The following is a 23,765-nucleotide window of genomic DNA, read 5'->3' as shown; positions in this document are numbered from 1 at the left end:
TAAAAGCGTTATCATCTTTTGGAATAGAAAGGATCTTAGATATGAGCCGCATAGACCAACAAAGTACTGATTTACATACAATCCTGCTAGAATTGGCAGGGTATGACGATATATTTCGAAGTAAGGGCGATGATGAGCGTGCCCTAAAAGCTGAGAGACTGGCAGAAAAACTTTATAATCAGGAATTCATCCTGGCTTTCTGCGGACATTTCTCTGCAGGTAAATCAACCATGATCAACTATCTGATGGGCGAAGAAATCCTGCCATCAAGTCCCATCCCGACAAGCGCAAACCTTGTAAAAGTCCAGCACTCTGAAGAGGATTATGCGTACGTTCATGAACATTCAGGAAGGTCGATCAAGATTAAGGCTCCGTTTGACTATTCCGACATCAAGGAATACTGCCGTAATGGGGAAGATGTATATTCGGTCGAAATAGGCAGAAATGAAATTTCTCTTCCTGAAGGAGTTGCAGTTCTGGATACACCGGGAGTGGATAGTACGGACGACGCCCACAGGCTATCAACCGAATCGGCGATCCATTTGGCGGACGCGGTTTTTTATGTGATGGATTACAATCACGTCCAGTCACAGGTGAACTTTCAATTCGCGAAAGAGATGAAGCGCCATGGAGTCAAGCTGTATTTAGTCGTGAATCAAATCGATAAACATCAAGAAGAGGAGTTATCATTCGAGGCGTTTAAAGAGGGGGTCAGTGATTCCTTTTCTTCCTGGGGTGTCATTCCGGATGGTATCTTCTACACAAGTTTGAAAGATACAGCGCACCCTTACAATGAATCAGAGGCGCTTCGAGAGCTCATTAAAGATCAAGTGACGATGAAAGAAGAATTGATCAAATCCTCTGCCAGCTCCGCAATGTCACAGCTTGTTTATGAGCATGAGCGATGGTATGGGGATCAGCAGCAGACAATCATGGAAGAAAGTAAGAATCATCTTGACGAAGAAGAATGGGGTAGGAAAGAAAGCCTTCTTCTCGAAGAGCAAAAGATGCTTGACCAATTATCAGATGACGATAATGGCTCCCTTCAACAGGAGTTCGAAGATGAGCGTAGTAAAATACTTAAGAATGCCTATTTGATGCCATTCGAGACAAGAGATCTTGCGAAAGAATTCTTGGAAAGCCAGCAGCCTGAATTCAAGGTCGGGTTCTTATTCTCGAAGAACAAGACTGAAGAAGAACGATCCAGGAGGTCGCAAGCCTTTAGAGAAGAGGTGAATGGCCGGATTGAAACACAGCTCGACTGGCATCTGAAGACATTGGGGAAATCTTTCTTGAAGAAAAAATCATCGATGGCCCCAAATATAATAGAAGATTGGGAGAAGTTGTCCCTGAAAGTGGATGAGGGATATCTGACCAGTTTGATCAAGCCGGGTGCGAAGGTTACTGGAGATTATGTTCTACAGTATTGTGACAATGTTTCGGAAGACTTGAAGAAAAATGCACGGATCGAAACGAACAAGTTATTCCAGGAAACCCTTAAACAACTTGAGGATGACAATGAACTAAAGCAGACTCAGCTACAGGAGAAGCTTCAGGAGCTTCGCCAGAAGACCGTCTTCTTGCATAAGTGGAATCTCCTCGAGGAGGAAAAGCAGCAGCAAGTAGCGAGATTGAGAAATGTTTCAGAAATGCAAGGAAGGGATGAAATGATCCAAGGCTGGATCAATGAATGGGTAAACAAGGAAATGTCATACGTTGATGCATCCGAAGTGTTGGATGACACATCGGAGAAAACCGTTGAAAACGTGTTGGAAGAGGCGAATCCTCAACAAGAACATGCAAATGGTGAAACGAAGGTTTCCGCTGAACATGCGATTGAAAGGCTTGACCGGATGACTCATATCTTTAAGGGCCTAGAAGGATTCAATAAGATCGCTGAAATACTGGAAGGTAAAAAGGAAAGGCTTGCCCATCAATCGTTCACCATTGCATTATTCGGGGCATTCAGTGCCGGTAAATCTTCATTTGCCAATGCGCTTCTTGGGAAGAAAGTACTGCCTGTCAGCCCCAATCCAACGACTGCATCCATTAACAGAATCAAGCCTGTTAGTGATCACCATCATCATGAAACAGCGGATGTACAGATCAAATCGGACGAACAGCTGCTTCAGGATCTTTCTAATTCACTTTCATTCTTTGACAAGGAAGTGTCTAGTCTCGAAGAAGCCATGAAAGTGATCCCGGTGTTACTAGATGAAGCAGATGGTGATGCAAAAGAAAAAATTCACCTTTCATTCCTCCGTGCATTTTATCAAGGATATGAAAGGTTCGTCGGGGTATTGGGTCAAAAGATCACCGTGAACCTGGATGAGTACAGACGATACGTAGCGGATGAATCAAAATCCTGCTTTGTCGAGTCCATCGATTTATACTATGACTGTGATATTACCAGGAGGGGCATCACGCTGGTAGACACTCCGGGGGCAGATTCAATCAATGCCCGACATACCGGTGTGGCTTTCGAATATATAAAGAATGCAGATGCCATTCTTTTCGTCACGTATTATAATCATGCGTTTGCAAAAGCGGATAGGGAGTTCCTCATCCAGCTCGGTCGGGTGAAAGATACATTCGAGCTCGACAAAATGTTCTTTATCGTCAATGCAATCGATCTTGCCAAGGACGAAGAAGAAAAGGAAGACGTCATAGGATATGTGAAGAATCAGCTGATCCAATATGGCATCCGCTTCCCGAGGATTTTCGGGGTTTCTTCCCTGCTTGCGCTTCAAAATGAGGCAGCGCACGGAATGGAACGGTTCAAAGGTGATTTCGAATCCTTTATCCAGCATGAGCTGGTCGGGATGAGCGTTGATTCCGCAATGAATGAATGGAAGAAAGGAATCAGGCGATTCAAGCATTTTATCCAATCGGCTTCAAGCGATCAGTCGGACAAAAAGCGTCGTATTTCAGAGCTGCAAGATACGAAGGCCAAGGTGATAAACTTCCTTGAATCAAGAGGGACCGGGAGGATGGAGGCAGAGCTCCAGCAGGAATTGGATGAATTGGTTCATTACTTGAAACAACGTGTGTTCTTCCGTGCTCCCGATTTCTATAAGGAAGCATTTCATTCAGGGTTGTTCTTGAATGAATCGAATCCTGCGAAAGCGCTGGAAAGTGGGTTGAAGGAATTCATTGGAAGCATTGGGTTTGATCTCTCACAGGAAATGAGGGCCACTTCCCTACGGATGCAACAGTATATCGGAAAGCAGCTGAGTGACCAATGGGATGAATTCGAAACGATCATCCAAGGATGGGACGAGGAAATCCTCCTTTCATCAAACCGGGACGAAAGCAACATAAGTATTGAATTCCAGCAAGCATTCAAAGAAATCGATATGAACGAATTCAGAGGGGCCCTTTCATCGTTCAAGAACACGAAGCACTTCCTTGAAAAAGGAGGAAAGAAAGAAGTCCAGGAAGCATTGGAGAAGAAACTTGATGGACCAGCAGATGATTATTTGAACAGGGAAAAACAGCGACTTAAGGAATGGATCCAGTCAGATATCAGGCTCCGGTTCAGCAAGATGAAAGAAGAAGCAAGGGGACAGGTGCTTGAGCAAATTCATTCGAACATTGAAGCTTTGAGTAAAGTTCAGGACATCGAAAAGCTTCGCACAGAACTGAAATGGCTGGAAGAGACCTCTTAAATCGAATGACCGAAGGGGTGGAAATAATGAGTGAAAATCCGTACCACTGCTGTGCAACATGTATCCATATTCGTGGCAGGAAGTTGCAGAAGGATTCCTAGACTATTTATTATTGTTCCCGCCTAGGATACGAGACAAAGACATCTTATCGATTTTCCTGCTGGGAACCAAAGGACGCTGTAAAGGACTTGATGAAGAAAAGGGGGATATCTTCATGAATTGTGTCAAAAGTGTGGAATGGGTAAAGAATCATTTGAACGATCGCCGAATCAGGGTGATCGACTGCAGCTTCTCCTTAGGCAAGCCTTCCGAGGGAAAGACGCTATATGGGGTAGCTCATATCCCAGGGGCCGTCTATTTCGACCTTGAGAAGGATTTATCCGGTCATGTAAAGGAGCATGGGGGGCGCCATCCGCTCCCTAACATGAAAAACTTCTTAAGAAAGATCGAACAGGCAGGCATAGATAACGAGTCCATCATTATCTGCTATGATCAGGGTGAAGGGGCATTCGCAGGTAGATGCTGGTGGTTGCTCCGCTACTTGGGTCACGAAGAGGTGTTCGTATTGAACGGCGGATTTCAGGCATGGAAGGATGCGGGATACGATACCGATTCACATGTTCCAGACTATCCCGGAAAGAGCTATAAACCCGTTTTTAATGAAGACTTGCTCGTTGACGTGGAAGAAGTGGAGCGCATTGCAGAAGGTAAGAGTGATGCATGTCTGATCGATTCTCGCAGTAAGGAGCGTTATGCGGGATTGGAAGAGCCAATCGACCGAATTCCGGGTCATATCCCTCGAGCCGTCAATTTTCCTTGGACAGAAGGGTTACAGAATGGCTTCTTTAAGGACATCACTGCACAAAAAGAACGCTTTTCAGGGTTAGATCAGAATAAAACGGTCGTCGTTTACTGCGGATCGGGTGTGACGGCCACCCCAAATATCATGGCATTGATCGAAGCAGGATTCAAAGATGTCAGGTTATATGCAGGCAGCTATAGCGATTGGGTATCTTATGGACCGCATAAAGTGGAAAAAGATTAATGAAAGGACAAGCCTGTCAGATGACAGGCTTGTTTTTCTTTTCCAATGGGGAGGACCATAAAATATGTTATACTTTTAGAGGATGAAAAAAGGTAACGGATCAAGCTTTATTGGGGAGTGGATGAAATGAAGAAAAACGAACACGTATTATTAATAGATGGAATGGCGCTGTTATTCCGGTCTTTCTTTGCGACGGCTGTGACCGGCCAGTTTATGGTGAATTCAAAAGGCTTGCCGACTAACGGGGTGCAAGGGTTCATGAAACACCTGCTGATGGCGGTTGATCACGTCAACCCTACTCACATCCTCGTATGCTGGGATATGGGAAGTCAAACATTCCGAAACGACGTTTATGAGGATTATAAATCCAACCGGAATGCCCCACCTGCGGAGTTAATCCCGCAATTCGACCTGGCTAAGGAAGTGGCGGAAGGATTCAACTTGGTCAATATCGGGGTTCCCGGTTATGAAGCGGATGACTGCATCGGAACACTGGCAAAGGCTCACCGGAACGAGCGGAAAGTGACTGTCCTTAGCGGTGACCAGGACTTGTTGCAGCTACTGGATGAGAATATCGACATCATGCTTCTGAAAAAAGGGTTCGGAAATTACCAGACATACACAAAGGATATGTTTGTTGAAGAACGCGGAATCACACCTCGGCAGTTCATTGATGTTAAAGCGTTGATGGGGGATACAAGCGATGGGTATCCAGGAGTGAAAGGGATTGGTGAGAAGACAGCCCTAAAGCTGATTCAAGAATATGGGCATATTGAAGGCATACTCGATAACCTCGATCGATTGACGCCATCACAGCGGAAGAAAATTGAGGGAGATCTGGAGATGCTACACGTTTCAAGGAAGTTAGCAGAGATTCATTGTGAAGTCCCCCTACCGCTATCGATCGAGAATGCAGTTTGGAGTCGTGTATCTGATTCTTCGATTTCCTATATTGAAGAATTGGAGCTGAAAGTACTTAGAAGGTACTTACTGAGCGCAGAGTCTTTGATCGCAACCAGTTGAACAGATGAAGAGCGGGATTTCTAATTCCCCGCTCTTTTGTTCATTTATTTCCTGTTTGCTTTCTTAGTTGCATTTTCTAGTTTGCTCTTAGGTTCCTGTGCGAATTCGGTATCTGCTCCGTATCCTTGAGGATTTACACTAGTAGCGGTTTTCCCTTTGTTTTTGTTGTTTCCCTTGCTCATTGTAACGCCTCCTCCTGAATTGATGTACACCATTATTTTGCTTATTCCTTCTTTAAAATATCCCACTCAAACAGGGAAATTGGGACAGACTAAAGGCAAAGGGAGGTGTATGCGTTGAATAAGGGAGTACTGACTGCCTTACTGAGTATCATGTTAGCCCAGGGGTTGAAGATTCCTCTTCATTACGTGAAGAAAAAGGAATGGAAACCGTCCCTTTTCTTCCAGACCGGTGGAATGCCGAGCTCACACAGTGCAGGGGTTGCATCTTTGACCACTTTTATTGCATTGAAAAAAGGAGTCAAAACGGTAGATTTTGCCCTTTCCTTTATTTTTGGATTGATTGTCATGTATGATGCCCAGGGAATCAGAAGGCAGACCGGAGAATTGACGCTTAAAGTGAATAGTTTGGATGAATTGGTCAGAAAGGCTCATGAAAAAGAATCGGTCGAATTTGAGGAGAAAAAACCGAAGCGCCTGAAGGAAATGCTTGGACATCAACCACAAGAGGTGGTAGGGGGGGCACTCCTAGGACTGATTATGGGTACACTCGGCTTCTTATTGTCAAAAAAAGATAGGCAAAAAAAGAGATTTTTTGTAAGATGAAAGAAGAGAATGCTGCATATAGGGTGAGGAGAAACGTGAAAAAAACAACTGAAGATTTTCTCATTGATTTGGAAAACCGGGGATTCAAGTTCCAGGAGGATGCAATCGGATTTATCTATTTTGGGAAGAAGTACACAGATGCATCGGATGAATTGGTCAACAGCGCAATTGAAATCACGCTGAAGGCTCAAAAGCATTTCGACTCAAGCTTTTATATGTCCATATTGGAACGCCTTCATTCCCAGAAGATCACGACAAGAAAAGAAGCACTAAAATGGATGGTCCATCAGGGACTAGCATGATTGAATAAAAGGAGGCCAAATCGGCGCTCCTTTTTTAGTCGGCAAAGAATGGCTTCACGGCCGCATTAAACCCAACATTGTTCCAGCATGAACATGGCAGGACCTAGTTCTGATGAATGGCGTTCCTTGCCAATTCATCAGCTTTCTTATTTTCCTTACTGGGAATCCACTTTATGAAAAAGAGCGGAATCCTTTGGGAAAGGGCGAGGATTTCCTGAAGCACTGGCTTATATACGTGGCTTTTTACAAATTCTTTCTCCACTGCATGGACGAGCGCTTGCGAGTCACTGCGTACCCATACAGTCTCTGCGCCAGACTCTATGCAGAATTCCAGTGCCTTCTTGCAGGCAATAAACTCAGCAAGGTGATTGTCCATCTCTCCTAATGGCAAGGAAAAGTGCTTAACCTGCCCATTTTCTTTCATGACGATTCCCGCTCCACTTGGCCCCGGGTTCCCCGCACTTGCTCCGTCTATATTAATTTCAATCATTAGGCTCACCTCTTAACATGCTTTAGTCGTTGTCTCTTGGGAATCGTTTAGCGATATACCCGAATGGGGTATCCATCAAAGAAATGATCCATTTCAGTACATATGTTGTAATGAAAATTTGCAACCAAATATCAAATGGATACGTCCCCAGAAATGCGATGCTTGTGAATACAAGTGTATCCAAGAACTGGCTGATCATGGTGCTTCCGTTATTACGGATCCAAAACTGGGAGTCACGAGGAAACTTCTTCTTAAGATAGGTAAAGATGGCCACATCCGTGAACTGACTCACTAAATATGCCGCCAGGCTTCCAATCGCAATTCGCGGAATCAATCCGAATATGGTCGATAACGCACCTTGTGCAAAATCTTCAGGATGAGGTTGAAAGATCAGGCTAAGCTGCATAATAATAGTCATAATGATTAAAGTGAAAAAGCCTAACCATACAGCTTTTTGAGCATCCTTCTTCCCGTAACGTTCATTGAGGATATCGGTTACAAGAAATGCAGATCCATACATCGCATTTCCTAAAGTGGCAGTGAGTCCGAAGATCTCAATCGTTTTCACGACTTGGAGATTGGCGAGAATGGTAGAAATGCCAATCCATACAAATAGTCCAGTCCGCCCGAATACCCGATACATGATGAGCAGCAGAGTGAATGTTACGATGACGAATAAGATACCAAACCATATATTGAACATGGGATTCCTCCTTTTTATGTTAATTGAGTTGATACCGGTTGGAGGGTATCAGTCAGGCAGAGTGTTTGTGGGCTAAGTCCCTCCAATGCAATAATCCCCATTATACAAATAATACAAACGTTGGACAATATCATGATTCCATAGGGAAGAGAGTGATTGATTTGAAGATGAAACTAAAGTTCAAGTACGAGAGTAAAACAAACAGTGATATTTGGTTTGAATCATCCTGGTTTCCAAGGAAAGAGACATTGGTCCATGTTGATGACCTGTTGAAGACGGGCAGAGTCAGTGAGCTTGAAATCATTGATGAAATGGAAAATTCATGGAATAAGAAAGAATATATGAGGCTGACCCGGGAATTGGATCGGCAGCCTGAAAATATTGTGGTCTATTTCGATGGTGGGTTTAATAAAGAAGATGGAAGATCTGGAATTGGAATCGTCATCTATTATGATAAAGGAGGCGAACATTTCAGAGTCCGGAAAAATGAACAGCTTGAAGCATTGGATAATAATAACGAAGCTGAGTATGCAGCCTTGCATAATGCTTTATTGTTGTTGGAGGAAATTGGTGTAAAAAACATACCTTGTACCATAAAGGGAGACTCTCAGGTGGTATTGAAACAGCTTGATGGCGATTGGCCATGTTTTGATGATGCATTGAATCGTTGGCTTGACCGAATTGAAGAACTCATTAGGAAAATGGGTTTAAAGGTTACGAGCGAGGTGTTGAACCGTAATCAAAATAAAGAGGCTGACAAACTTGCAAATCAGGCCTTACTTGGTACCATCGTGCATAGTCATAAACGGTTGGAATAATTTCATGCACAATCATATAATCTATAACTACAAACATAAGGTCGATGAAACTAGGGGTGATGATGTGGAACGTAAACAAGTAGTTGATAAAGTGGACGAACTGATTGACACATACTGCAGCGACTGCTTGCTTAAAGCATATTTTCGAAAAGAATACGGCAAGGCAAAGGCGCACAGTTTTTGTATACAACAATGTACGGTAGGTGAACAGATCAAGCATTTGGGCGATCAGTTAAAATAAATCCATAAAAAAAGCGGATGATCTAATGATCATCCGCTTTTTTCGTTCATATATGGGTTTGATTATAATTTAACTACGTTAGCAGCTTGAGGTCCACGGTTACCTTCAACAATCTCGAAAGAAACTTCTTGACCTTCTTCTAAAGATTTGAATCCTTCACCTTGGATTGCTGAGAAATGTACGAATACATCGTCTCCGCCTTCTACTTCAATAAAGCCGAATCCTTTTTCATTGTTGAACCATTTTACTTTACCGTTTTGCATATTCTTCTAATCCTCCTAAATCGATCAAGCACTTTGTGCTTATGGAAAATATTTATCACGAAATGATGACTTCCACTGCAAATGCAACAAAAAATCGATCCACTTCAATGATGTCTTTACTATACAATATGAGGATTTTAGAGTCAACATCACGGAAATGTATTTTGCGGAAATTTTTAAAAAATTCATCGATTCAATGATCGTTCCCTCATGAAACCTGCTTCCCGAGTACATACAAGACCATGGTTTAGAGGGCCATTGGTCCTTGAAAACACAGATTATAAAAAACACCTTTGTTAAAGAAAGAGGATAAACCTCCCTAGAACAAATTCTTTTTTCATTGACAAATATTGAATCAAGAAATAAAATTTGCACTAAGGAAACTTTTATTACTAAAGTGAATTTTTATAACTTAAATAAAAATAAATTACTATTGTAAAAAAAGTGAACGTATATAAACTTTTTGAATAAGGTAGAGTTAGTGGATGAAATTAAAAAAAGACAATGTGAGGGGAGATTGAACATGAACAGAAGATTAATGGCACTTATCGGGATGATCATTGTACTAATGGGAGGACTTATCCTTGCTGGATGCGGAAACAAAGCAAGTAAACCGTCTAACGATAAAATCGTGGTTACAACCACAATTGGACAAATCGGTGACGCTGTAAAAAATATAGGAGGAAATCACGTAGAAGTTCACAGTTTAATGGGACCTGGCGTAGACCCTCACTTATATAAAGCGAAGCAATCCGACATCGGTAAACTTCAGGATGCAGATATCATTTTTTACAGCGGGCTTCATCTGGAAGGGAAGATGCTAGAGATTTTCGAGAAAATGAACGAAGAAAAGCCGACTTACGCGATTGCTGACAGCATCCCGAAAGAAAAGCTGAGGAAGGACGCAGCGGATAATACGGCACTTGATCCACATGTATGGTTTGACATTGATCTATGGAAAATCGCATTGGAGAAAGTACGTGACGGATTAATTGAGATCGATCCTGAAAACAAGGAAGACTACTTGAAAAATACTGAATCATATTTTGCTGAGTTAGATGGGCTCAAAGCATATGCAGAAAAAGAAATGTCAACCATACCTGAAGAACAAAGGGTACTTGTTACAGCGCACGATGCATTTAACTACTTTGGCGCAAAATATGACCTTCAAGTTATGGGGCTGCAAGGTTTAAGTACAGATGCGGAGTATGGACTCGCTGATGTGCAATCGCTCGTCAATACACTTGTGGATAGGAACATTAAAGCTGTATTCGTGGAATCAAGTATTTCGGAGAAGTCGATCAACGCGGTTATTGCTGGAGCAAAGGATAAAGGACATGAAGTGAGTATCGGTGGAGAATTATTCTCTGATGCCATGGGGAAAGAAGGAACAGAGGATGGTACTTACATTGGAATGTACCGCCATAATGTTGACACGATTGTTGATGCATTGAAGTAATGTTAGGAGGATCATCATGAATTCAGTGGAAATTAAAGGTTTGACCGTTGCTTATCATAGGAAACCAGTACTCTTGGATGTGGAATTTTCAGTGCCATCAGGGAAATTGATCGGGATTATCGGACCAAATGGAGCAGGGAAATCGACTTTGATCAAGGCGATATTAGGCTTGATTCCCCGGTCATCAGGAGACATCAAACTATTTGGTAAGCCGTATTCTCCAAAGAGTAAGACGGTTGGATATGTCCCGCAGCGTGGATCAGTTGACTGGGATTTTCCCACAAATGCCCTTGATGTTGTCTTGATGGGGAGATACGGACATTTAGGCTGGTTCAAAAGACCATCGAAGAAGGATGTGGCCTTTGCCTTGGATTGTCTGGATAAAGTTGGAATGAGCCAATTTGCTTCAAGACAAATCAGTCAACTTTCAGGTGGACAACAGCAAAGAGTATTCCTTGCACGCGCACTTGCCCAGGAAGCAGAGGTTTATTTTATGGATGAACCATTCGTAGGGGTGGATGCAGCAACTGAGAAAGCGATCATTTCTTTATTGAATGAACTGAAAGAACAGGGTAAAACGGTGCTGGTCGTTCATCATGACCTGCAAACAGTCACTGAATACTTTGACTGGACGCTTCTCCTGAACAGAAAGACCATTGCATGTGGTCCTACGGTGGATGTGTTCAATGTTGATCATTTGCAATTGACTTATGGGGGGAAATTATCCTTCCTGGAAAAGGATGACATGTTGATTCAACCAGAAGAGAGGTGAGGAGAATGAATCATTTGTGGCAATCGCTTTTAACAGATGGAAACACACAGTGGGTGTTGCTCAGTACATTGCTGCTGGGCGTCGCAAGTGGAGTGTTGGGGAGCTTTGCACTACTAAGGAAACAAAGCTTAATAGGGGATGCCGTTGCCCATGCTGCACTTCCCGGCATATGTTTTGCTTTCATGTTCATCGGTGAGAAGAATTTCTTCGTATTACTGATTGGTGCAGCGGCAACCGGATTGCTTGCTGCTTATACAATCCAGTTGATTACAAATACAACAAGAATCAAAGAAGACACGGCAATCTGTTTGGTCCTTTCGGTTTTCTTTGGATTGGGTATCGTCTTATTGACAAAGGTGGCCCAGATGCCCACCGGTAACCAGAGCGGCTTGGATGATTTCATTTTCGGTCAGGCAGCTTCCCTTGTAGGGAAAGATGTTCAATTGATGGGTCTGACAGCAGCTGGATTAATTGTCATCACAACACTGTTATTTAAAGAGTTTAAAGTCAGTACATTTGACCCTCAATTTGCAAGGGGGATCGGACTTCCTGTCGGATTTCTTAATTTCTTGTTTGTTTCCCTTTTAGTGATTACCGTTGTAATCGGCATTCAGGCTGTAGGGGTGATCTTAATGGCCGCGATGTTGATTACACCGGCAATATCAGCAAGATACTGGACTGATTCACTTAGAACGATGGTTGTTATCTCTGGATTCATCGGCGGTGTATCAGGAGCAGCGGGCACATTGATCAGTACCCTCGGCAAGGGATTATCGACGGGACCATTCATCGTACTCACCGCCACTGTCATATTCATCTTTTCCTTGCTATTCTCACCGAAAAGAGGGTTGATCTCGATCATCCTGAGGAGAAAGAGGAACGATGACCGTTTGGCTATACGTTTTGTTTTGAAGAAAGTGTATGCCTTGAGGAGAGAAACAATCAGCGAGGAATTCCTATTCCTAGAGACGAATACCTCAAAATATCGATTTAACCGAGTCTTGAACTACCTTAGGAAGAATGCATACATCTCAGAGAAGAATGGCGACATCTCCATTACTGAATGGGGTTCAATGAAGGCAGAACAATTCAGGTTTATTGATGAAATGGTTGAATTGAAAGAAATGTACCCCAGCGAACTCGGATCCCTGGACATTGACTGGATTGAAGAGCAAGAAGACTCTTTAACTAAAGATCAATTAAAAAAGTTGCAATTAAAAATGTCAGAGATTCACAAGCAAAATCCTTTCTTAAAGATAAAAGTGAGAAGGGGGCAAGGATATGAGCTATGAACTTTGGATTCTACTCACAGGTAGCTTAGTAGGGTTGTCATGCGGGGTGGTCGGCTGCTTTTTGATTTTGAGAAAAATGTCGATGTTGGCTGATGCCATCAGTCATACGGTGCTTCTCGGACTTGTCATGGCCTTTATCATCAGTCAAAGCATGAATGGATTCAATATGCTGATCGGGGCAGCTGTCGCTGGACTAGTGACAACGTTTATCGTGCAGGTATTGAATTCGAGTGGCATACAGGAAGATGCTGCAATCGGAGTGGTATTTACTTCTCTATTTGCCCTCGGTGTTATTCTCATATCCTTATTTGCCAAGAATGTCCATCTGGATGTCGAGCACGCATTGATGGGGGAAATCGCATTCGTTCCTTGGAACACCATACCAATCCCCTTTCTTGGGTCGATACCAAAGTCTGTCGTCATGCTTGGAGCCATCTTGACCCTTGATGTGTTAGTCATTATGCTGTTATTCAAGGAATTCAAATTAACATCATTCGACCCGAACATGGCAGCGGCCATAGGCATCCCTGTCTTAGTCATCCATTATATCCTGATGGGATTGGTGTCTGTTACGACAGTGTCTGCATTCGATAGTGTGGGGGCGATTCTGGTGGTTGCCATGTTGATTGCACCTGGTGCCACAGCCTATCTACTGACAGACAGGTATTTAGTGATGCTTGTCTTAAGCGGTGCTATTGGAATCTTTGACAGTGTTGCGGGATATTACGGAGCAAAGCTATTTGACGTTTCCATTTCCGGTGCAATGGCAGTCGCTGCCGGCATCGTATTCCTGATTGTATGGCTGTTTTCGCCAAAGTATGGATTAGTGTCAAAATTCTTAAATCAAAGAAGGTTGTCTGAAGAGTGATATAAGGGTACCGGGTTGTATTCGGTGGGCAGTTATAGTAAACTTTTAATGATATTCATGGGAATTTGGAGGGTGCAGAATGCCTACACCGAGTATGGAAGACTATATTGAACAGATTTACTTGTTGATTGAGAATAAAGGGTATGCAAGGGTATCCGATATTGCTGAAGCTTTATCCGTACACCCCTCCTCAGTCACAAAGATGGTGCAGAAGTTAGATAAAGATGATTACCTGGTATATGAAAAATATCGTGGGCTCGTACTGACTCCAAAAGGAAATAAAGTAGGGAAACGCTTAGTTTACAGGCATGAGTTGCTTGAGCAATTCCTTCGTGTAATCGGGGTAAAGGAAGAACATATATATGAGGATGTTGAAGGCATAGAACATCATTTGAGCTGGGATTCGATTGACAGAATCGGTGATTTGGTACAGTTCTTTGAAGAAGAAGAAAAGAGGCTCGAAGACCTAAGGGATGTTCAGGCTCGAAGTGAATGATTGAAAAAAGGCTGCCTGCATATAAAATGCGGGCGGCCTTTTTTGGATGCTATAGAATCAGAAAATGGTAGGGTAATCGTTGAATCCTTCGTCCTTCAAGTCGGAAGAGAAAATTTCGTAATCTCCCCATTCATTTTCTTTAAGATCGACACCTTCGAGCAGCCCCTCGGAAGCTTCAAGCACTGCTTTTCGATAGGAAATGATCCTTCCTCCCGAAGTTTGGAAGCTGATAATGTCTCCCTGATAATTGCGCTGGACCTTCGTGATTTCTTCCATCGTTTTTCCCCTTTCTATTAGCATGGTTATAAATAGTATGGTCAAAGCCTTGATCTTTCATAATGATCAAGAGATGTATTCGGTGAGAATCTTAACCGGAAAAGAAGGATTTCTACATATAAAATAAGAAATAAAGTAAGAGAATATAAAAACAGGGGTGCAGGAGATGACGAATACAGAGTGGCATACAAATGCCAAGTCGCGATGGGATACGAATGCAGAGAACTGGCATTCAAAAAGTGAAGACATGTGGTTGGCTGGCAGCAGGAAGGCCATCATCCCATTTTTCAAAAAGACAATAGATGAAGGTGCCAATGTCGGTGACCTTGGATGTGGTGATGGATATGGTTCTTACCTTCTCCACGAGAACGGATATAAAGTGACGGGCATGGACTTCTCTCATAAAATGGTCGAGATTGCCAATGGACTCGAACGGGATCAATTAAAGTTCGTTCAAGGGGACCTTACCCGTATGCCATTCCTAGATGGAGAATTCGATGCAGTAATGGCGATCAATTCCATTGAATGGACGGAATCCCCGGTGGATGCATTGCATGAAATCGAGAGGGTCACGGTTAAAGGAGGATTGATCTGTATCGGCCTGCTAGGTCCGACAGCACACCCGAGAGACAATTCATATCCTCGTCTTCACGGGGAAGAAGCCATTTGCAACACCATGATGCCATGGGAATTAGAGAAAGTGGCGGAAGAAAAGGGATGGAATAAGGTCGATGAGGAATGGGTGTATAAAAAAGGTGTGGATGAACGCATGACAGGCTCACTTCCGAATGAGCTGAGACAAGCGCTTACGTTCATGACACTGTTCATGTTCAGGACATAAAATAACGTGTTAAAAAGATATACTTTATAAATTGAACGATAAAGGTGGATATAGCATTGACAACAAAGAAGAAGAGAACAGATATTGAAATTGCACAGGAAGCACGTCTCCTACCCATCTCTGATATTGCAACAAGACTTGGATTGAACGAAGAAGATGTGGAGATGTACGGAAGATATAAAGCAAAGATATCTTTTGAAGCCATACATAATCTCAAAGACAACCGTGACGGAAAATTGATCCTCGTAACGTCCATCAATCCGACTCCAGCCGGGGAAGGTAAATCTACCGTAACGGTCGGCCTCGGTGATGCACTTAACCATCTGAACAAGAATGCCATGATTGCCATGCGTGAACCTTCTCTTGGTCCAGTAATGGGGATGAAGGGCGGAGCGACTGGCGGAGGGTACTCACAAGTACTGCCAATGGACGAAATCAATCTTCACTTCACCGGTGACATCCATAGCATCACGACTGCCAATAATGCACTTGCAGCCATGATCGACAACCATATCCACCAAGGAAATGAGTTGAGGATCGATCAGAGGAGGATCGTTTGGAAACGCGCACTGGACATGAATGACCGAGCACTGAGAAATATCGTCATCGGTTTAGGCGGTCCGTTCCAAGGAGTGCCGAGGGAAGATGGATTCGACATAACCGTGGCTTCAGAAATCATGGCCATCCTATGTTTATCAAATGACCTGGCTGAATTGAAGGGAAGGCTGTCTCAAATTGTGGTTGCTTATAATGATAAGAGGGAACCTGTGACGGTGAAGGATTTGAGGGTCGAAGGTGCGTTAGCGCTATTGCTGAAGGATGCATTGAAACCGAATATTGTACAGACGATCGAGCATACTCCTGCGCTTGTCCATGGCGGACCATTTGCAAACATTGCACATGGATGCAACAGTATCATCGCGACAAAGACAGCCTTGAAGCTTGCAGACTATGTCGTTACAGAATCCGGTTTCGGTGCCGATCTCGGAGCGGAAAAATTCCTTAATATCAAAACCCGTGCAGCGGGAATAGAACCTGACGCAGTTGTCCTTGTGGCGACCATCCGGGCACTTAAAATGCATGGTGGCAAAGGGAAAGATAGCTTGCATGAAGAGGATTTGGAGGCGTTGAAAAGCGGATTATCCAACCTGAAGAAGCATATGGAGACACTTGATGCATTCAATGTTCCGTATGTTGTAGCAATCAATCGTTTCGTAACCGATACAGACAAAGAAATCAGCCTTCTTAATGATTGGTGTGAAAACGAGGGAATCCCTGTTTCCTTGACAGATGTATGGGCTGAAGGCGGAAAAGGTGGTCTGGATTTAGCGGAGAAAGTTCTTGGAACAATCGAACAGAACACGAAGGAATTCTCGCCACTTTATGAGCTGACAGATTCACTGGAAACAAAGATCGAATGCATTGCAAAAAAAGTGTACGGTGCCAAAGAAGTGGACTACTCAGTAAAAGCGAAGAAGCAGTTAAAGGAATTTGTAGACAACGGATGGGGTGACCTCCCTGTATGTATGGCAAAGACTCAGTATTCGTTATCCGACGATCCACGGAAGCTTGGAAGACCCGAGGGTTTCACTATTACCATCAGGGAGTTGAAGCCGAAGATCGGTGCAGGCTTCATCGTAGCCTTGACGGGTGAGGTCATGACGATGCCGGGACTGCCCAAGCAGCCGGCCGCATTAAAAATGGATGTCGATGCAGATGGAAATGCCATCGGCCTATTCTGATGGCTGACAGGAAAGGGGAATATTCATGTTTGATCCTACGGCTTTTGATAACTTGAAGGTAGTTGTGGAGGGCGCAGTGTATGACCTGGATCTGTCCGGGGAAATATCGATTATTGACCGTAGGGATTTATTCGACTTTGCCCATTATGAACGGACTTACTCTATCGAATACAGGCTTCAGGGAAAGACTTCTTCCATTATCCTTGAGTTGAGGGCTGATATGGGGCATTTTCTTGCCGAGAAACAGGGCCTTACGGAAAAGAATGAAGCAGGGGCAGAAATAGTGCTGATCTACAAGGGGGATGAAACGATTCTGCGCCTAAAGGAAGAGCTTGTCCATGCTTGGGGAGAAGACAAGCTCTGGGAGTGGGTTGAAAGCCATTCCTCGCTACATCCTGTTCGTGTAAAAGGGATTCTTTCTTTTAATCGAGTCATAACGGAAGAGATGGTCGATGATATCCTTCAAATGGTCTCCTATTCAGTGGAAACATTGAATAGGCTAGAGTAGGTGTATAGTTGTGAACGTTCCAGCATGATGGTCTAAAAGCGTATAAAGAGAATAGAGAGAACAAAGGGAAAGGTGAAATAAGACAAAGGGGGGCAAGAGCGTGAAGATTGCGTGGGTAACCGACAGTACAGCTTTTATAAGGGATCTGACTTCTTGTGAGGATCAGGATATTTTCGTCGTACCGATGAATATTGTTTTCGGGGACAAGGAGTATAAGGATGGACTGGATTTGACTCCTGAGCAACTGTTCGCAAAGCTAAAGGAAGAAAAGGTGGAAGTGAAGACGTCTCAGCCTTCGATCGGCACGTTTAAGGAATTATATGAGTCTTTGGCAGAACGTTATGATCATATTTTCTCCATTCATGTATCCTCCCATTTCAGCGGAACCTTCTCTTCTGCTTACCAAGCTGCAGAAATTCTCAAAGATGAGGTACCTTTCATCACTTGCATCGATTCAAAGACGCTGACGTATCCTTTGACAGAACTGATAGAATACGGTCAGCTCCTTCACGCAAAGGGGAAGACGGTTGAAGAGATCCAACGTTTGATCGAAGAAAAAATCCTTACACGGGAAGTCTTTGTGATGGTCGGCAGCCTGGAACAGCTGCATAAGAGCGGTAGGATGAACGGCTTGTCCTTTTTTCTCGGAAGTATGCTGAGTATCAAGCCGATTCTTTCAATCATTGATGGACAGCTCGAAGTGAAGGATAAGGTCAGAAGCATCCCAAAAGGGTTGAGCAAGATGGAACGTTTGCTCAAGGAAGCGCTGGAATCAAAGAATGTAAAAAGAGTAAGCATCCTTCATGGCTTGAATCATGACGAAGCAAGCGAATGGAAGGCAGAGTTGGAAGTGGAACATGGACATATTAAATTTGGCACGTATCCCCTTGGTGCTGTTATCGGAGTGCATGCCGGTGAGAACACAATCGGGATCAGCTGGTCTGAAGAGATAGAGGATTGAACGATAGAGATGATGGATAAGGATGCCCTTATCCATCATCTCTTTTACTCTTAGCGGCTGTTTTTTTGATACAATAGATGAGAAAGGTGCTGAAAATATGACCGATCAAGAAATGGGGCATTTAATCAGAGCGCTGAAACAAGCGTTCATCAACGAGCCTTCGGGACATGACTGGCATCATCTTGTACGAGTCAGAAGGAATGCGTTGATGATTGCGGATGGCGAACATATAACCGATACAACAATCATCGAGCTGGCTGCTTTATTGCATGATGTGCCGGATGAGAAGCTTGTTTCCTCAAAGCGTGAAGCGGAAGAGAAATTGAAGGGGTATGTATCCTTACTCTCACTTTCGGACTACGAACGGGAGAAGCTTAATGAGATCATCTTTTCGATTTCTTATAAGGGAGGACATGAGGAATCTTTGACGTCCATCGAAGCCATGATTGTGAGGGATGCGGATCGCTTGGATGCCATCGGAGCGATTGGGATCGCCCGGACATTTGCCTACGGAGGCAGCAGGGGACAGCCCATTTACGACCCAGATGTTGGCGTGCGTACCGATATGACATTGGATGAATATAGAAACGGAAAAAGTACCAGTATCCATCATTTCCATGAGAAACTGTTAAAGTTAAAGGATCTGATGTGTACCGAAACAGGAAAAAATCTAGCAGAAGAACGGCATACATACATGCTGGGATTCTTAAAGCAATTCGATAAAGAATGGAATGGTCACGAATGAGAATGTTAACAGCCGAGAATCTGTCAAAAACATACGGGGAAAAGACTCTCTTTGATGGGATCTCTTTTTCGATCAATGAGAAGGAGAGGATCGGATTGATCGGGGTAAATGGGACCGGGAAATCGAGCCTCTTGAAATTGATTGCTGGGATAGAAGAATACGATAGCGGGGAAATCACGGCTCCGGGGGACTACCATATCGCCTATTTATCACAGGAACCCCACATCAATGAGGACCTGAGTGTCATCGGGCAGGTGTTTCGCGGGGAAGCCAAGGTCATCAGGGCCATGCGTGAATACGAAACAGCCCTTGTGGAACTCGAACAAGAACCTGAAAGCGGTACGCTGCAGGAGCGGTTGTTCAGTGCACAGAAACAGATGGATACCCTCCATGCCTGGGAAGCGAATGCCAACGCGAAAAGCATCCTCACCAAGCTTGGGATCAACGATTTTGCCAAAAAAATGAAGGAACTATCAGGTGGACAAAAAAAGCGCGTAGCACTTGCAGGCGTCTTGATTGAAACACCTGATCTCCTTATACTCGATGAGCCGACCAACCACTTGGATTACCAATCGATCAAATGGCTTGAGGATTATTTAGGAAAGTATAATGGAGCGGTATTACTCGTCACGCATGATCGTTACTTCCTGGATAACGTAACGAACCGGACATTTGAACTTGATGGAGGAAATCTCTATTCATACCGCGGAAATTATGCTTCCTTTATTGAAGCGAAAGCGACGCGGGAGGAAAATGAGCGCTTGACTTCAGAGAAACAGCGCAATCTGTATCGTCGCGAGCTCCAGTGGATGAGAAGGGGTGCAAAGGCAAGAACAACAAAGCAGAAGGCCCGGATCCAGCGCTTTGAAAACTTGGAGGACAACATGACTTCGGGACCCCAGAATGCCCAAATGGACATGTCGATCGGTGGAGAACGCCTTGGCAAACAAGTCTTTGAATTGAAGGACGCATCAAAATTTTTCAGTGATAAGACAATCCTGAAAGATTTTAATTTCTTGATCAAACCAGGTGACAGAATCGGTGTGGTCGGGAAGAATGGAAGCGGGAAATCGACTTTCCTGAACCTCCTTGCTGGTAAAGATGTATTGGATACGGGTGAGATGGTCAAGGGATTGACGGTTAAAATTGCCTATTATACGCAAGGTCATGAGGAATTGGATGAAAATATGCGGATGATTGAATATATCCGTGAAGCGGGGGAATTCATTACAACAGACAAAGGGGAACGGATATCGGTCACGTCTATGCTTGAACGCTTCCTCTTTCCGATGAGCACGCATGGGACATTGATCCGCAAGCTGTCGGGCGGGGAGAAACGAAGACTATTTCTGTTGAAATTATTAATGGGGAAACCGAATGTGCTCCTTCTTGATGAACCGACCAATGATCTAGACACCGAAACGCTCACCGTGCTTGAAGATTATATCGGGGAATTTTCCGGTGTTGTGGTGACTGTTTCCCATGATCGCTATTTCCTGGATAAGACCGCCAATCAATTGCTTGTTTTTGACGGAGATGGCAAAATCAGTCTTTACTTCGGTGAGTATACGGACTATTTGGAAACTGTCGAATTGGAATCGAAACGACAGGCGGCAGAGAAGAAACAACAGAATGAACCAAAGCAACCGTCCGCACAGCCTGAAAAAGAAAAGAAAAGGTTATCCTATATGGAGAAGCGAGAATGGGAAGAAATTGAAGGCAAAATTGCGGCAACAGAGGAACAGCTTGAACAGATACAGGAAGAATTGGAGTCGGTCGGCAGTAATTTTGAACGTGCCCAACAGCTTATGGATGACAGCCAGAAGCTGAACGAAGAGCTAGAGCACTTAATTGAACGATGGAGCTATCTGTCTGAGTACGCTGAATAAGGCCAATTATTTTTTTGCACGGGTACGGCTGTGTTATGATGGTAGAAATGTTTTAGGCAGAAAGGGGAATGGATATGAGGATTGTATCGATTGAACCTACACCCAGCCCGAACACAATGAAGGTTCTCTTAGACAGGGAACTACAGGCTGGGAAAAGCAATAATTATAAAAAAGATGAGGCAGAAGGTGCACCTTCCGTCATCAAGGAAATCCTTGGAATCGAGGGCATCAAGGGAGTCTATCATGTAGCGGATTTCCTTGCTGTTGAGAGAAACGCGAAGTTCGATTGGCAGGAGCTCCTCCCGAAAGTGAGAAAGGCATTCGGGGAAGAGTCAGTTGAAGAAGCGAGCGAGTCCCAAATGGAAGAACATTTCGGGGAAGTGAATGTCTCGATCCAAATGTTCAAAGGAATTCCGATGCAGGTGAAGGTGACCGACGGGGAACAGGAAAAGCGTTTCTCTCTACCTGCCCCGTTCATGGACGCCTTATCCCGTGCCCAGCAGGATGGAGACAACGTCGTGCTGCTGCGGAAATGGAAGGATCATGGTGTAAGGTATGGGGACTTGGATGAAATCGGTCACGATGTGACAGAGGAATTGGTCGCAGCCTACCCTGCATCAAAGCTTGAGAACCTTGCACAAGAGGCAGTCGAGAATAAAAATGGGGGTCAACCCGCGAAAAAAATCAAACAAAAACTCACACTTCAAGATTTACAGGCACCGGATTGGCAGACGAGATATCAGAAGCTTGACTCGATGGAAGATCCGACTCTTGATGATTTGCCAGTGCTTGAAAAAGCGCTCGAGGATGAAAAAGGGTCGATCCGGCGCTTAGCCGTCGTCTATCTCGGAATGATCGAGGACGAGCGAGTATTGCCACTTCTGTATAAAGCACTCGGAGATAAATCGGTAGCGGTGCGTCGTACGGCTGGGGACTGCCTATCCGATCTAGGTTTTAAAAAGGCCATGCCCGAAATGGTGAAAGCCCTTAGTGATAAAAGTAAATTAGTGAGATGGCGTGCCGCCATGTTCTTATATGAAGAAGGCGATGAGTCTGCCCTGCCAGGCTTGAAAGCAGCCGAAAACGATCCGGAGTTCGAGGTCAAGCTTCAAGTGAAGATGGCCATCGAGCGAATAGAAGGTGGAGAAGAAGCGAAGGGATCCGTCTGGAAACAAATGACGGAAGCGCGTTTGCAGGACTAAAAGCTTTAATGAATATTATAAAAAAACATACAGGGGGAATGTACCATGTCTATGGCGTATGAAGAGTATATGAGACAACTGGTTAAACCGATGAGACAGGAACTTGTCCAAGCTGGCTTCAATGAGTTGAAGACTGCTGAAGAAGTTGAAGGATTCATGGAAGTTGCGGAAGGGACGACGCTGGTTGTCGTCAACTCCGTCTGTGGATGTGCGGCCGGCCTTGCACGACCGGCTGCCACTCAATCCGTCATGAACAGTGAAAAGTCACCGGATCAGCTCGTAACTGTATTTGCTGGTCAAGACAAAGAGGCAACCGTTAAGATGAGGGAATACTTTGAAGGATATGAACCTTCTTCTCCCTCCATGGCGTTATTAAAAGGAAACAAAGTGGTCCATTTCATACCGAGGGAAGAAATCGAGGATCATGACATTTCAGAAATCATTTCGAATTTGACGACTGCATTCAACGAGCATTGCTAAATTCAAATGAAGAGGCAGGGGGGAACCTTCATCAGGTTCCCTCTTTTTATGGTATGATGGTTGAGATTCATAAACGATGTAAAGAAGGAGTTACCAGATGTGTTTGTTACAACTTGCGGAAGAGCAAACGAGGCTGTCATCGAAGAAGCATTGAGGATCGCTTCCAAGCTGGATATCCCATATATAAAACGAGGGAAGAAATCACTGACCCACCATATGGACAAGAACGAAATGAATTGTGTCGTTGTGGGGAAAGAAAGGCTGGAGCTTCACAAAAGGGACAAGCATGAAGAACCCTTTTTCTTTCACCCCAATTCAGCTTCTTTCCGCATCAAGAGATTGATGCGTGGTGAAAGAGATCCGATGGTGGATGCGGCAGGACTAGAAGAAGGAATGAGCTTTCTGGACTGCACAGTCGGACTTGCTTCCGATAGTATCATTGCAAGCCACATTGTCGGTCCCAAAGGTAAAGTAAAAGGGTTCGAAGCGAATCCATACATCGCCCACATCATTTCAGAAGGCCTGAAAAAGTGGACATCACCACTCGATGAACTGAATGAAGCAATGAGTAGGGTGGAAGTCATACAACAGAGATTTGAAGAAGGTTTGAAAGAATGCGGGGACCAATCGATGGACGTCGTCTACTTTGATCCGATGTTCGAGGAAGCGCTGACTGATTCAGCCGGCATCAACCCAATCAGGACGTGGGCTGCGTATACATCCATCACCAATGAAGTGATGAATGAGGCTAGACGTGTGGCAAAAATGAAAATCGTCATGAAAAACCACTACCAGTCACCACTTTTTGAAGAGCATGGTTTTGAAGTCATCAAAAGGCCATCATCCAAATTCCATTTCGGGGTCATTTCGGTGTAAAATCCGTAACAAAAGATATA

At 44.1% G+C, this 23,765-nt stretch carries 26 protein-coding genes; 21 read left to right on the top strand and 5 right to left on the bottom strand.

From position 1 onward, the window contains the following. Positions 1 to 41: 41 nt before the first annotated feature. The 3 genes from LCM10_RS06230 (at position 42) to LCM10_RS06215 (ending at position 5,736) form a co-directional block, all read left to right on the top strand. Positions 42 to 3,668, top strand: coding sequence for a dynamin family protein (locus LCM10_RS06230; protein ID WP_224875287.1), 3,627 nt, complete (start codon positions 42 to 44; stop codon positions 3,666 to 3,668). 214 nt (positions 3,669 to 3,882) lie between these two features. Continuing rightward, a complete protein-coding gene (locus LCM10_RS06220) occupies positions 3,883 to 4,713 on the top strand; it encodes a sulfurtransferase (RefSeq protein WP_224875286.1) in 831 nt (276 codons plus the stop codon). Between the two features lie 126 nt (positions 4,714 to 4,839). Further along, positions 4,840 to 5,736, top strand: coding sequence for a 5'-3' exonuclease (locus tag LCM10_RS06215; RefSeq protein ID WP_224875285.1), 897 nt, complete (start codon positions 4,840 to 4,842; stop codon positions 5,734 to 5,736). Positions 5,737 to 5,780: 44 nt separating this feature from the next. Here the strand turns inward: LCM10_RS06215 and LCM10_RS06210 are convergent, their stop codons facing one another. Continuing rightward, positions 5,781 to 5,918, bottom strand: coding sequence for a small, acid-soluble spore protein L (locus LCM10_RS06210; RefSeq protein ID WP_224875284.1), 138 nt, complete (start codon positions 5,916 to 5,918; stop codon positions 5,781 to 5,783). A gap of 114 nt (positions 5,919 to 6,032) precedes the next feature. Here LCM10_RS06210 and LCM10_RS06205 point away from each other — a divergent pair, with 114 nt between their 5' ends. Both LCM10_RS06205 and LCM10_RS06200 read left to right on the top strand, forming a co-directional pair. After that, positions 6,033 to 6,521: a divergent PAP2 family protein gene (locus tag LCM10_RS06205; protein WP_224875283.1), complete on the top strand. Its 489-nt coding sequence runs from the start codon at positions 6,033 to 6,035 to the stop codon at positions 6,519 to 6,521. A 35-nt stretch (positions 6,522 to 6,556) separates the two neighbouring features. Beyond that, positions 6,557 to 6,823, top strand: coding sequence for a DUF6123 family protein (locus LCM10_RS06200; protein WP_412103366.1), 267 nt, complete (start codon positions 6,557 to 6,559; stop codon positions 6,821 to 6,823). Between the two features lie 103 nt (positions 6,824 to 6,926). Here LCM10_RS06200 and LCM10_RS06195 read toward each other — a convergent pair whose 3' ends face one another. Next, a complete protein-coding gene (locus tag LCM10_RS06195; RefSeq protein WP_224875281.1) occupies positions 6,927 to 7,313 on the bottom strand; it encodes a reverse transcriptase-like protein in 387 nt (128 codons plus the stop codon). Positions 7,314 to 7,335: 22 nt separating this feature from the next. After that, on the bottom strand, positions 7,336 to 8,016 hold the full coding sequence (locus tag LCM10_RS06190; RefSeq protein ID WP_224875280.1) for a queuosine precursor transporter: 681 nt from the start codon (positions 8,014 to 8,016) through the stop codon (positions 7,336 to 7,338). A 167-nt stretch (positions 8,017 to 8,183) separates the two neighbouring features. On the opposite strand from LCM10_RS06190, the gene LCM10_RS06185 reads away from it, so the two are divergent. Together LCM10_RS06185 and LCM10_RS06180 are read left to right on the top strand one after the other, a co-directional pair. Continuing rightward, on the top strand, positions 8,184 to 8,834 hold the full coding sequence (locus tag LCM10_RS06185; protein WP_224875632.1) for a reverse transcriptase-like protein: 651 nt from the start codon (positions 8,184 to 8,186) through the stop codon (positions 8,832 to 8,834). A 64-nt stretch (positions 8,835 to 8,898) separates the two neighbouring features. After that, positions 8,899 to 9,075, top strand: a complete 177-nt coding sequence (locus LCM10_RS06180) for a zinc-finger domain-containing protein (RefSeq protein ID WP_224875630.1) — start codon at positions 8,899 to 8,901, stop codon at positions 9,073 to 9,075. A gap of 62 nt (positions 9,076 to 9,137) precedes the next feature. Here LCM10_RS06180 and cspD read toward each other — a convergent pair whose 3' ends face one another. Then, positions 9,138 to 9,338 (bottom strand): cold-shock protein CspD, encoded by a 201-nt coding sequence (cspD, locus tag LCM10_RS06175; RefSeq protein WP_007084796.1) that lies wholly within the window; start codon positions 9,336 to 9,338, stop codon positions 9,138 to 9,140. A gap of 523 nt (positions 9,339 to 9,861) precedes the next feature. Between cspD and LCM10_RS06170 the strand changes: the two genes are divergently transcribed. The 5 genes from LCM10_RS06170 (at position 9,862) to mntR (ending at position 14,225) form a co-directional block, all read left to right on the top strand. Next, entirely contained in the window at positions 9,862 to 10,797 is a 936-nt protein-coding gene (locus tag LCM10_RS06170; protein ID WP_318247473.1) for a metal ABC transporter solute-binding protein, Zn/Mn family, read from the top strand. A gap of 16 nt (positions 10,798 to 10,813) precedes the next feature. Beyond that, on the top strand, positions 10,814 to 11,569 hold the full coding sequence (locus LCM10_RS06165; protein ID WP_224875279.1) for a metal ABC transporter ATP-binding protein: 756 nt from the start codon (positions 10,814 to 10,816) through the stop codon (positions 11,567 to 11,569). A 5-nt stretch (positions 11,570 to 11,574) separates the two neighbouring features. Then, positions 11,575 to 12,861, top strand: coding sequence for a metal ABC transporter permease (locus LCM10_RS06160; RefSeq protein WP_224875278.1), 1,287 nt, complete (start codon positions 11,575 to 11,577; stop codon positions 12,859 to 12,861). After that, positions 12,851 to 13,729, top strand: a complete 879-nt coding sequence (locus tag LCM10_RS06155; protein WP_224875277.1) for a metal ABC transporter permease — start codon at positions 12,851 to 12,853, stop codon at positions 13,727 to 13,729. Before LCM10_RS06160 ends, LCM10_RS06155 begins: the two co-directional genes overlap by 11 nt. A 79-nt stretch (positions 13,730 to 13,808) precedes the next feature. Beyond that, positions 13,809 to 14,225: a transcriptional regulator MntR gene (gene mntR, locus LCM10_RS06150; protein ID WP_224875276.1), complete on the top strand. Its 417-nt coding sequence runs from the start codon at positions 13,809 to 13,811 to the stop codon at positions 14,223 to 14,225. A gap of 57 nt (positions 14,226 to 14,282) precedes the next feature. Here mntR and LCM10_RS06145 read toward each other — a convergent pair whose 3' ends face one another. Next, positions 14,283 to 14,501 (bottom strand): DUF3892 domain-containing protein, encoded by a 219-nt coding sequence (locus LCM10_RS06145; protein ID WP_224875275.1) that lies wholly within the window; start codon positions 14,499 to 14,501, stop codon positions 14,283 to 14,285. Positions 14,502 to 14,667: 166 nt separating this feature from the next. On the opposite strand from LCM10_RS06145, the gene LCM10_RS06140 reads away from it, so the two are divergent. From LCM10_RS06140 to LCM10_RS06100, 9 genes are all read left to right on the top strand, one after another. Further along, positions 14,668 to 15,342: a class I SAM-dependent methyltransferase gene (locus LCM10_RS06140; protein ID WP_224875274.1), complete on the top strand. Its 675-nt coding sequence runs from the start codon at positions 14,668 to 14,670 to the stop codon at positions 15,340 to 15,342. 56 nt (positions 15,343 to 15,398) lie between these two features. Further along, positions 15,399 to 17,084 (top strand): formate--tetrahydrofolate ligase, encoded by a 1,686-nt coding sequence (locus LCM10_RS06135; RefSeq protein WP_263621372.1) that lies wholly within the window; start codon positions 15,399 to 15,401, stop codon positions 17,082 to 17,084. A gap of 25 nt (positions 17,085 to 17,109) precedes the next feature. Continuing rightward, positions 17,110 to 17,592: a hypothetical protein gene (locus LCM10_RS06130; RefSeq protein WP_224875273.1), complete on the top strand. Its 483-nt coding sequence runs from the start codon at positions 17,110 to 17,112 to the stop codon at positions 17,590 to 17,592. A gap of 100 nt (positions 17,593 to 17,692) precedes the next feature. Next, positions 17,693 to 18,553, top strand: a complete 861-nt coding sequence (locus LCM10_RS06125) for a DegV family protein (protein WP_224875272.1) — start codon at positions 17,693 to 17,695, stop codon at positions 18,551 to 18,553. Between the two features lie 97 nt (positions 18,554 to 18,650). Continuing rightward, entirely contained in the window at positions 18,651 to 19,298 is a 648-nt protein-coding gene (locus tag LCM10_RS06120; RefSeq protein ID WP_224875271.1) for an HD domain-containing protein, read from the top strand. Then, the gene (locus tag LCM10_RS06115; protein ID WP_224875270.1) at positions 19,295 to 21,187 is read left to right on the top strand and encodes an ABC-F family ATP-binding cassette domain-containing protein; all 1,893 of its coding nucleotides are present in this window, start codon (positions 19,295 to 19,297) and stop codon (positions 21,185 to 21,187) included. The genes LCM10_RS06120 and LCM10_RS06115 overlap by 4 nt, the downstream gene beginning before the upstream one ends. Before the next feature lie 74 nt (positions 21,188 to 21,261). Beyond that, on the top strand, positions 21,262 to 22,389 hold the full coding sequence (locus LCM10_RS06110; RefSeq protein ID WP_224875269.1) for a conserved virulence factor C family protein: 1,128 nt from the start codon (positions 21,262 to 21,264) through the stop codon (positions 22,387 to 22,389). A 45-nt stretch (positions 22,390 to 22,434) separates the two neighbouring features. Next, a complete protein-coding gene (locus LCM10_RS06105; RefSeq protein WP_224875268.1) occupies positions 22,435 to 22,869 on the top strand; it encodes a BrxA/BrxB family bacilliredoxin in 435 nt (144 codons plus the stop codon). 99 nt (positions 22,870 to 22,968) lie between these two features. Then, positions 22,969 to 23,745 (top strand): class I SAM-dependent methyltransferase, encoded by a 777-nt coding sequence (locus LCM10_RS06100; protein ID WP_224875267.1) that lies wholly within the window; start codon positions 22,969 to 22,971, stop codon positions 23,743 to 23,745. The last annotated feature ends 20 nt before the right edge of the window (positions 23,746 to 23,765 follow it).

The organism is Rossellomorea aquimaris, from assembly GCF_020171925.1.
GTDB classification, from domain to species: Bacteria; Bacillota; Bacilli; order Bacillales; family Bacillaceae_B; genus Rossellomorea; species Rossellomorea aquimaris_F.
Note: the sequence above shows the minus strand (reverse complement) of the source record. Positions and strands in the feature narration are given on the sequence as shown.

Coding starts and splice junctions, on each gene's coding strand:
- LCM10_RS06115 (WP_224875270.1), top strand. CDS start 19,295: ATGAGAATGTTAACAGCCGAGAATCTGTCAAAAACATACGGGGAAAAG.
- LCM10_RS06210 (WP_224875284.1), bottom strand. CDS start 5,918: ATGAGCAAGGGAAACAACAAAAACAAAGGGAAAACCGCTACTAGTGTA.
- LCM10_RS06215 (WP_224875285.1), top strand. CDS start 4,840: ATGAAGAAAAACGAACACGTATTATTAATAGATGGAATGGCGCTGTTA.
- mntR (WP_224875276.1), top strand. CDS start 13,809: ATGCCTACACCGAGTATGGAAGACTATATTGAACAGATTTACTTGTTG.
- LCM10_RS06230 (WP_224875287.1), top strand. CDS start 42: ATGAGCCGCATAGACCAACAAAGTACTGATTTACATACAATCCTGCTA.
- LCM10_RS06145 (WP_224875275.1), bottom strand. CDS start 14,501: ATGGAAGAAATCACGAAGGTCCAGCGCAATTATCAGGGAGACATTATC.
- LCM10_RS06105 (WP_224875268.1), top strand. CDS start 22,435: ATGTCTATGGCGTATGAAGAGTATATGAGACAACTGGTTAAACCGATG.
- LCM10_RS06140 (WP_224875274.1), top strand. CDS start 14,668: ATGACGAATACAGAGTGGCATACAAATGCCAAGTCGCGATGGGATACG.
- LCM10_RS06195 (WP_224875281.1), bottom strand. CDS start 7,313: ATGATTGAAATTAATATAGACGGAGCAAGTGCGGGGAACCCGGGGCCA.
- LCM10_RS06170 (WP_318247473.1), top strand. CDS start 9,862: ATGAACAGAAGATTAATGGCACTTATCGGGATGATCATTGTACTAATG.
- LCM10_RS06185 (WP_224875632.1), top strand. CDS start 8,184: ATGAAACTAAAGTTCAAGTACGAGAGTAAAACAAACAGTGATATTTGG.
- cspD (WP_007084796.1), bottom strand. CDS start 9,338: ATGCAAAACGGTAAAGTAAAATGGTTCAACAATGAAAAAGGATTCGGC.
- LCM10_RS06155 (WP_224875277.1), top strand. CDS start 12,851: ATGAGCTATGAACTTTGGATTCTACTCACAGGTAGCTTAGTAGGGTTG.
- LCM10_RS06190 (WP_224875280.1), bottom strand. CDS start 8,016: ATGTTCAATATATGGTTTGGTATCTTATTCGTCATCGTAACATTCACT.
- LCM10_RS06220 (WP_224875286.1), top strand. CDS start 3,883: ATGAATTGTGTCAAAAGTGTGGAATGGGTAAAGAATCATTTGAACGAT.
- LCM10_RS06165 (WP_224875279.1), top strand. CDS start 10,814: ATGAATTCAGTGGAAATTAAAGGTTTGACCGTTGCTTATCATAGGAAA.
- LCM10_RS06110 (WP_224875269.1), top strand. CDS start 21,262: ATGAGGATTGTATCGATTGAACCTACACCCAGCCCGAACACAATGAAG.
- LCM10_RS06160 (WP_224875278.1), top strand. CDS start 11,575: ATGAATCATTTGTGGCAATCGCTTTTAACAGATGGAAACACACAGTGG.
- LCM10_RS06130 (WP_224875273.1), top strand. CDS start 17,110: ATGTTTGATCCTACGGCTTTTGATAACTTGAAGGTAGTTGTGGAGGGC.
- LCM10_RS06120 (WP_224875271.1), top strand. CDS start 18,651: ATGACCGATCAAGAAATGGGGCATTTAATCAGAGCGCTGAAACAAGCG.